Source organism: Pedobacter sp. (assembly GCF_035317785.1).
Taxonomy (GTDB): domain Bacteria; phylum Bacteroidota; class Bacteroidia; order Sphingobacteriales; family Sphingobacteriaceae; genus Pedobacter.
Genome location: NZ_DATHGC010000017.1, coordinates 1 through 8,897 on the forward strand (window position 1 = coordinate 1; position 8,897 = coordinate 8,897).

6 protein-coding genes are annotated in these 8,897 nt (G+C 47.2%); 4 read left to right on the forward strand and 2 right to left on the reverse strand.

Annotated features, from left to right (window positions below; translation table 11 throughout):
- Positions 1-461 (reverse strand): hypothetical protein (locus VK541_RS01645; RefSeq protein ID WP_414692598.1); only part of this gene is annotated, 461 nt, incomplete at its 3' end.
- A 119-nt stretch (positions 462-580) separates the two neighbouring features.
- Between VK541_RS01645 and VK541_RS01650 the strand changes: the two genes are divergently transcribed.
- A complete protein-coding gene (locus VK541_RS01650) occupies positions 581-2,557 on the forward strand; it encodes a beta-L-arabinofuranosidase domain-containing protein (RefSeq protein WP_324366266.1) in 1,977 nt (658 codons plus the stop codon).
- A 216-nt stretch (positions 2,558-2,773) separates the two neighbouring features.
- Here the strand turns inward: VK541_RS01650 and VK541_RS01655 are convergent, their stop codons facing one another.
- Entirely contained in the window at positions 2,774-4,324 is a 1,551-nt protein-coding gene (locus VK541_RS01655) for a choice-of-anchor I family protein (RefSeq protein WP_324366268.1), read from the reverse strand.
- A gap of 173 nt (positions 4,325-4,497) precedes the next feature.
- Between VK541_RS01655 and VK541_RS01660 the strand changes: the two genes are divergently transcribed.
- The 3 genes from VK541_RS01660 to VK541_RS01670 all read left to right on the forward strand — a co-directional run.
- Positions 4,498-7,263, forward strand: coding sequence for a TonB-dependent receptor (locus VK541_RS01660; RefSeq protein WP_324366270.1), 2,766 nt, complete (start codon positions 4,498-4,500; stop codon positions 7,261-7,263).
- Positions 7,264-7,391: 128 nt separating this feature from the next.
- The gene (uxuA, locus tag VK541_RS01665) at positions 7,392-8,585 is read left to right on the forward strand and encodes a mannonate dehydratase (protein ID WP_324366272.1); all 1,194 of its coding nucleotides are present in this window, start codon (positions 7,392-7,394) and stop codon (positions 8,583-8,585) included.
- 1 nt (position 8,586) lies between these two features.
- On the forward strand, positions 8,587-8,897 hold a 311-nt coding region (locus VK541_RS01670), incomplete at its 3' end, for a glucuronate isomerase (protein WP_324366274.1).

Consider the following 8,897-nt stretch of genomic DNA (forward strand, 5'->3'; position numbering starts at 1 on the left):
GTGCTTTCTGTATGGGCATGAGCAGGCAGGTATTTGAAATCCACAGCGGCATAATAGCCCGTATTGGTGATGATGCGCAGTCCGCTGGCGCGGGAAAGCTGTTTTAATAAAACAGCATCTCTGCCGATATAAGCCGGTGTACATTCCGCCAAAGTGCTTACGCCGCTTGCTTTTAGTTTTTTAAGATACGGTAGCAGGAAGTCAAACGCCTTTTTGCGGTCATACTGCGGCTGAACCACCTTTTCAGCACCAATAAAATCTGTAAAAGTATGCTCATGCGGCAGGAAGATCCCCGCATCGGCCGGCTTCATTTTTCCGGTTACGGTCATGAGATAACCCTCCTCAGCTCCGGGAACCTGGCCGGCGCCCAAAGCATCCCCATAAGCAAGCGTACGGGAGGGGAGTGCAGCATACGCCCCGGATAGGAGCGACAGGGAGATAAAGCGACGTCTGTTCAGCATCTTCAGGCTTTGGTCAATAAATAAATGTAGCAAATTTTAGCGTACTTCATATTTCAATAGTTCTTATCTTGTGGGTGATCACACACAACCCTGTTGACGAAACTCACAAATTCCTGCTAATGAAACCTAAAAACATTCTTTTTGTCCTGCTGATCATGATTTCGGTAAATGCTGCCGCGCAGCTCAGGCAAAACCCCTACCAGGAACTTCCCCTCGGTAGTATCCGTCCCCAGGGCTGGCTGCGGGAAATGCTCATCCGTCAAAAAGACGGAGCTACCGGCAACCTGGATAAACTTTATCCCCTGGTGATGAACGAAAGAAATGGCTGGCTGGGCGGTGACGGCGATCAATGGGAACGGGGACCGTACTGGATTGACGGATTATTACCGCTCGCTTATATCCTGAAAGACAAAGCGCTGATCGCCAAAGTAAAACCCTGGATAGAATGGTCCATCAAAAGCCAGACACCTGATGGCTACTTTGGTCCCTCAAAAGACTACCCCGGCGAAGCGGGCATCCAAAGAGACAACAGCCGTGACTGGTGGCCAAAAATGGTGATGCTCAAGATCTTAAAGCAATATTATTCGGCTACCGGCGATAAAAGGGTGATTACCCTGATGACCAATTACTTCAAATACCAGCTCCGGGAACTTCCATCAAAACCGCTCGATCACTGGACGTTCTGGGCCAGGTTTCGCGGCGGGGATAATCTGGCTGTCGTGTACTGGTTGTACGGCATTACCGGTGATAAGTTTTTGCTGGATCTGGGCGACCTGCTGCACAAGCAGACCTTTGACTTTACCAATGCATTTCTAAATACCGATATGCTCAGCAAAAGGAACAGCATCCATACTGTAAACCTTTCACAGGGTATGAAAGAACCGCTGATCTATTACCAGCACCACCCCGAACAAAAATACCTGGATGCCGTTAAAAAAGGCTTTGAAGACCTCCGGAAATACAACGGCATGGCGCATGGCCTGTATGGCGGTGATGAAGCATTGCATGGCAATAATCCTACGCAAGGCTCAGAATTGTGTACGGCTGTAGAAATGATGTTTACCCTGGAGAGCTCGCTGGAAATTACCGGAGATGTCGGGTATGCCGATAAACTGGAAAAAATCGCCTTTAACGCACTGCCTGCGCAGATCTCTGATGATTTTCAGACCCATCAGTATTTTCAGCAGGCCAACCAGGTGATGCTGACCCGGCAAATGCGCAATTTTGGTGACAATCATGGCGGTACAGATCTGTGCTATGGCTTGCTGACCGGATATCCATGCTGCACTTCAAATATGCACCAGGGCTGGCCCAAATTTACTCAAAACCTATGGTATGGCACAGCCGATAAAGGTCTGGCTGCACTGGTCTATTCCGCCAGTGAGGTCACCGCCAAAGTGGCCGGTGGTGCTGAGGTGACCTGGAAAGAGGAGACCAATTATCCTTTTGAGGAAACCGTGAAATTTACCCTTCAGACCAAAAAGGCAGTTGCATTTCCATTTCACCTCCGGATACCGGAATGGTGTAAAAAAGCGACCATAAAAATTAACGGGCAGATCTTTCAGGAAGCCGGTGGCAATCAGATTGTAAAAATAAACCGGGAATGGAAGTCTGGTGACATGGTCGAACTGGCTCTGCCCATGCACATCTTCAAAAATAAATGGTACGAAAACTCAATGTCAGTAGAGCGCGGACCAATCACCTATGCACTGAAAATGGGGGAAGCGCTCAAGCAGGTCAATAATGTCAAAGATCCGGAACAATATGGCAAAAGTTATGATGAAGTGCGGCCAACGACACCATGGAACTACGGTCTGTTTGATATGAATATAGAGAAAATGGAGCAAAATTTTAAGGTAGAAAATACAGGCAGGACCAGTAATTATCCATGGAACCTGGAAAATGCGCCCATACAGATCAAAACAAAGGCAAAGCGAATTCCCTCATGGAAGCTGTACAACGACATGGCGGGCCCGATTCCTTACAGTCATATTTACGGGCTGGAAAGCAGCAAAGAAGAAGAGGAGATCGTTTTGATACCATATGGATGCACTACTCTTCGGATCTCACAGTTTCCATTGGTTGGCAACAGGTAATGTGTGACTTAATGGTCTGATATGCGTCTATACTGCATTTAAATTTTATGATGAAAAAGACAAGGCTTAAATATAAATTGCTTAAGGGTTGGTTAACCTGTACCTTAACCAACCCTTAACCAACCCTTAAGCAATCCTTAACGAAACCTTAAGCAAAGCTTAATAAATTTAATACCAAATTAGACGCAGATAGGACTGGTAATGTACTTTCTGGTCCTAGATGGTCTTAGGTGTGTACACTTTTACAATACCATCGTTTTCGCTGCTCACAACCAGCAGACTTTTTTTAGTCGGGCTGTCCTTAGCAGGAATAAACAGCACACCCTCAGGGGCATCACCGCATTTCAACAATTGAAGAAAAGCCGGTGCCGATGGATTGGTTACGTCATAAACGGCTACTGCATCTACTCTTTCCATACCTACAAAGGCAATTTTTTTATTTCCTACGGTTCCAATAGTGATACCTTCAGGTTCTATGCTTTTATCATCGCTTCTTACGTCATCATAGACACCTGCTTTTTCACACTCCTTGTCTAGTTCATTCTTGCTGTCAAAAACCTGGGCACCTGTGCTGCCGTTCCATACCGAAAATGAACGTGAGCCAAAAGAATAAAGTTCATCCAGGTCGCCGTCACCGTCAGTGTCTCCAAGTGTAGTGGTCACGTTTAAACGACCTAGTTTTTCATCTGATTTCAAGTCGGCGGCATTTGGAAATACAGTCGGATCCAGTTTAATGTCTTTATTTTTTATCCTCAGGAATTCTACATAAGCCCCTTCGTATTCCCTTGTATCACCTTCATTGGCTGTAAACAGGTATGGAGTTCCGTTTGATTCCAGCACTGCAATTGCATCAGGTAAATACATTCCTTTTACCGGCCATTTTGCAGGTGTATATTTTCCAGGTTTATCAGGTATATCACTTGGATCTATCTCATTGCCTGTTAAATTATAATCTTTAAAACCAAGCGGGAAAATGTTACTGACCGTTTTGGAAGCAATATCAATTTTAGCGATGCCGTTGTTCTCCTGCAGGGTTACCCAGGCTGTTTTGGAATCGGCCGATATAGTTACGTATTCTGGCTCTATATTCTTTACAAAAGTACTGTTCGGGCCAAAGATACGGAAGCCTTTCTGCATCAGTGCAGTTTTCTGTCCTTCCACCGATGAAAAGTTCAGCGTAGTAACCGCATAGTTTTCAGTCACTGAAATAATAGATACCGTGCCTTCCGGGTCAGTTGTATAAGCAGCATTTGGCTCCCCTTCATTGGCCGATAGGATGTATTTGCCGTCTGGCGAGAAGGTCACCATGTCTGGCAGTGCACCGACATTGACCTGGCTGATCACACTGTGATCGCTGGTTTTAAACACAACGACTTTACCATTGGCTGTTTTATCCATAGCCTGTATTGCTGCGGCCAGCTTGCCGGAATGTACCGACAGGCTATTTACTACGCCCCCGTAAGTTTGTACATTGATATTGCCGATAACGGTCATTTTTGCAGGGTCCTTAAAATCTATGACCTCGATGCGGTTGACCTGGTTTGGCTGACCTTCATTCTCATTTTTTACGACAAAGAGCTTTTTTGTTTCTGGATCGTAGGCTGATATTTCCGCGGCGCCGATTTCGCCGATGTCTATTGAGCCGGTTTCGGCAAATGTTCCGGCGTCTTCATTTACAAAAAACTCCGGTTCTGTAACCACAGGCTTGTCTTTTTTACAGCCGGCAATGGCAATGACTAAAAAAGCAAACAGTAATATTTTTCTCATGCTATCTTGTTTTAATTTTAGCAGCGAATGTATTACCTCAAGGTTAGGAACGCTTAAGCACAAGGTTAAGATATTGTAAATTATTTCATAATGGAGACAAACGATTACAAGCTAGAATAATTTTAATATATTTACTCAATTCAAAAAACCAAAACAAACCAAAAGAAACAAATATGAACTTAAACCGCTCTCAGTGCGCGAAACGCTCTCTACGTTTTTTGCGATCCAAGGGTGTCCTGGCAGGCCTTGCACTGCTGACCCTTGTAGGAATCTTCGCTTTCACATCCAGGGAAGATGACCCTTTTGAAAAAATTATTGCAGCCCTGGAAAAATGGGCGAGCACCAATCCACAGGAAAAAGTGTACCTGCATACAGACAGGCCGTACTACCTGGTCGGCGATACCATCTGGTTTAAGGCCTATGTTACCCTGGGTGCCAAGCACCAGCTGAGCATGCTCAGCGGTGCGGTGTATGTGGATTTGATCAGTGAAAAAGACTCACTGGCTGCTTCGCTAAAGCTGCCGCTTACCGCCGGAATGGCCAACGGGGAGTTTGTGCTGGCCGATTCGTCGATGAATGATGGCAACTACCGCATCCGGGCCTATACGCAGTGGATGCGTAATGCAGGCCCTGATTATTTTTATGATAAGGTGATCAAGGTCGGCAACTCGATCAGTAACCCGGTCTTTTCATCGGTCAAATATGAGTACACAAAAGATCCGAAAACCCCTGCAACCGCGGTGATTCTTTATACCGACGAGAAGGGAGAGCCTTACAGCGGTAAGAAAGTTAATTTTGAGTTGCTGGAAAACAGCAACCTGGTGATGAGCGGAAAGGGCGAAACCGATGCGAAAGGCGAGCTGCGCGTCGTGCTGAAGCCAAATAAAGAAGGCAAATACAGCGGAGCATACCTGGTGACCAAACTGGAGGCCAAAGACAAAGAGATGATAACCAAGAGTTTCCTGATCAAGTCTGTCGCTACACAGTCCGACATCCAGTTTTTCCCGGAAAGCGGGAATATGGTGAACGGTGTGCGGACCAAGATGGCTTTTAAGGCGATCGGTACGGAAGGAACCGGTATTGTTGTTAAAGGTGTGGTGACTGACAATACCAATGCGCAGGTTGCTGAATTTGAAAGTACGCACCTGGGCATGGGCTTTTTTCAGCTGATGCCGGAAAGTGGCAAAACCTACCAGGCAAAAGTAACTTATGCTGACGGATCTGAAAGTACGGTAAAATTGCCTGTGGCTTCGGAAACCGGCTATGTGCTGAGTGTGTATAATACGGAGTCGGACACGGTTCTGGTGAGGATCCGTGCAGGCGCTGAAACCCTGAAAGGTGGTGAGCAGACCGTAGGGCTGGTAGCGCAGATGGGCGGCGCTGTTTATTTTGGCAGCCAGATCAGTGTGGCCAAACCTATGGTCTCTATTCCGGTGCCCGCAAAGGATTTTCCTTCAGGGATCATGCAGTTCACTTTGTTTTCTGTGGCAGGTGTGCCGATCAACGAGCGGATCATTTTTCTGCAGCGCAATGACCAGATGGACCTGAAGCTGAGCAGTGCAAAACAAACTTATGCCGCCCGCGAAAAAGTTGGCATAGACCTGGATGCAAAAGATCCTAAAGGCCAGCCGCTGACGGGCAGTTTCTCTGTGTCTGTGATCAATGAAACGGCGATTCCGGTCGATGAAACCAAGGAAAACACGATCTTTTCACAATTGCTGCTGAGTTCTGATCTCAAGGGGTACGTAGAGAACCCAAATTATTATTTTCACAATTCCAATGAGGAAACCCGGGGCAACCTCGATATTTTGATGCTGACCCAGGGGTACAGGAGGTTTACCTGGAAGGAACTGGCTTCCGGCAAGCCATTCGTTCCTACGCATAAACCGGAAAAAGTAGGCATCAATATTACGGGCAAGTTATTGACCCTGACCAATAAACCTGTAGCCGGTGGCTCGATCATTATGATGAGCAATAAAGTGGGTGGTAAACCGCTCGATACAGTAACTGATGCTCAGGGTAACTTCAAGTTCAGCAACCTGATCATTATGAAGGGGATGGGCCTGACCCTGCAGGGCAGAAATGAAAAAGGCGGTAATAAAGTGGAACTGAAGGTAGATAAGCTGACCAGTCAGCTGCCTACACCGAATCCGAATATTGGTGATATTGAAAATGATTCCAGACAGCTCATGGCTGCTGCATTGGAAAACAGCAGGAAGCAGGAGAGTGAGATGCTGAAACGTGGGATGATGGGCCGTACCCAGCAGTTGAACGAGGTCGTCATCAAAGCGCGTAAACGCTGGGCCGCCCGAAGTACGAGCAGTTACGATATTCCCGAAGGGCATGCTGATTTTACCTTAAAACCGGATCCGCGTGATCAGTTCAGAGATGTGCTGGAGTTCCTGACGATACGACTGACCAATGTTACATTCCCCATGCAGGATACCCAGGAATGCGGTATGATGCCTGTGCCTATGTCCAGGGGTGAAAGGCTCACTATCATTCTCAATGGAAGTAAATTGAATGTCTGCCAGAACCTGGCGCTTTATGAGGCCGATCCGTCTGACATCGTAAAAGTGGACGTGGTCCGCACAAACCAGGCGCTGATCAGTATGGTAGGTGGTCCGGCACTGGTGATCACCACTAAATTTGGCAACTACCGCGCGAGCAATGACTTTTCTATGAAACACTATTCGCCGCAGGGATTTAATATGGCTAAAGAATTTTATTCGCCGAAATACAAGAATGACGATAATGATCCTAAGCTTGCCGATCTGAGAACCACAGTTTACTGGAATCCAGGGCTGATCTCTCAAAATGGCAAGGGCAAATTTGAGTTCTTCAATGCGGACAGCAAGGGTTCTTACCGTGTGGTCGTTGAAGGGATGAACGCAGCCGGTGTACTGGGCAGACAGGTATACCGTTACAAGGTAGAGTAACGGCATTTTTAATGTGGGACCGGCCTGAATGGGAAGGATCCTGCGCAAACGTTTTCGATAATAAAAGGGGCAGGTGATGCCCCTTTTGTTGTTGACAAGCTATATATTTAAATCGACTAAAATATATTATGAGCGAGAATAAGACGATATATCGAATGGAACAGACCATGCGCTGGTTTGGGCCTAAGGACCCGGTGAGTCTGTCTGATATCAGGCAGGCGGGATGCGCGGGAGTAGTGACTGCCCTTCACCATATTCCCAACGGGGAGATCTGGACGGTTGCAGAAATAAACAAACACAAAGAACTGATAGAACAGGCCGGATTGAAATGGGACGTGGTAGAAAGCGTGCCCGTACACGAGGCCATAAAGACCCGTTCTGCCGGATTTGAAATCTATATTGACAATTATAAGGTATCCCTGCGGAATCTCGCTGTCTGCGGTATTTCCGTGGTGACGTATAATTTTATGCCGGTGCTGGACTGGACGAGGACCAACCTGGCTTTTGAGCTGGAAAACGGGGCCAAAGCGCTTAAGTTTGAAAAGGCAGCCCTGGTTGCTTTTGATGTGCACATGCTGCAAAGGCCCAATGCTGCTGCGGATTATTCTGCTGAGGAGCTGGCTGCTGGCAGGTTGCGTTTTGATCGGATGCCTGCGGAGGAACGTGCTGTACTGCAGAAAAACATCATAGCCGGACTGCCGGGCAGTGAAGAGAGCTTCTCCCTGGAGCAGTTCCAGCAGGCTCTGGACAAATATGAAGGCATTGATGCAGAGCAGCTTTCTGCCAATCTGATCTCCTTTCTTTCGCAGATCATACCGGTTGCCGACGAAGCAGGGGTGAAGCTGGCCATCCATCCGGATGATCCGCCATACCCGATCTTTGGTTTGCCAAGGGTGGTAAGCACGGCTAACCTCGTGCAGAAACTGTTCTCGGCTGTCCCTTCCTTGAATAATGGCCTTTGTTTTTGCACGGGTTCATTTGGGGTAAGGGAAGACAACGACCTGGTGGCAATGGTAAGGCAATTTGCTGACCGCATCCATTTTATCCATTTGAGAAGTACCCGCAGAAATGCGCAGGGTGATTTTTATGAAGACAATCACCTGGAAGGGGACGTGGACATGCATGGGGTGGTAAAACAGATCCTGGAAATACAACAGGAGCGGAAGGTCAGCATCCCGATGCGGCCGGATCATGGTCACCAGATGCTGGACGACCTGCGCAAAAAGACCAATCCGGGTTATTCTGCCATAGGCAGGTTAAAAGGACTGGCAGAATTAAGAGGACTCGAGTTTGGCCTCATCAACGAATATTTAAAGAAATAAAATGAAAGACGGAGCTGTAATACCTGAAGATTTTTTGCTGGACAACGAAAAAGCCAGAATATTGTTTAATGAGTATGCGAAAGACCTGCCCATTATCGATTATCACAATCACCTTCCTCCGCAGGAAATAGCGGAAAATAAAAAGTTTGCCAACCTGACGGAGATCTGGCTGAAGGGAGACCACTACAAATGGCGGGGCCAGCGGGCGCTGGGTGTCAGCGAAGCGCTGATCACCGGAAATGCATCAGATGAAGATAAATTTATGGCATGGGCCAAAATAGTGCCGGCCACGGTGCGCAACCCCTTGTTTCA

Bases quoted from the DNA above. Each gene is read 5' to 3' on its own strand.
- VK541_RS01650 (WP_324366266.1), top strand. From the start codon at position 581: ATGAAACCTAAAAACATTCTTTTTGTCCTGCTGATCATGATTTCGGTA.
- VK541_RS01655 (WP_324366268.1), bottom strand. From the start codon at position 4,324: ATGAGAAAAATATTACTGTTTGCTTTTTTAGTCATTGCCATTGCCGGC.
- VK541_RS01660 (WP_324366270.1), top strand. From the start codon at position 4,498: ATGAACTTAAACCGCTCTCAGTGCGCGAAACGCTCTCTACGTTTTTTG.
- uxuA (WP_324366272.1), top strand. From the start codon at position 7,392: ATGAGCGAGAATAAGACGATATATCGAATGGAACAGACCATGCGCTGG.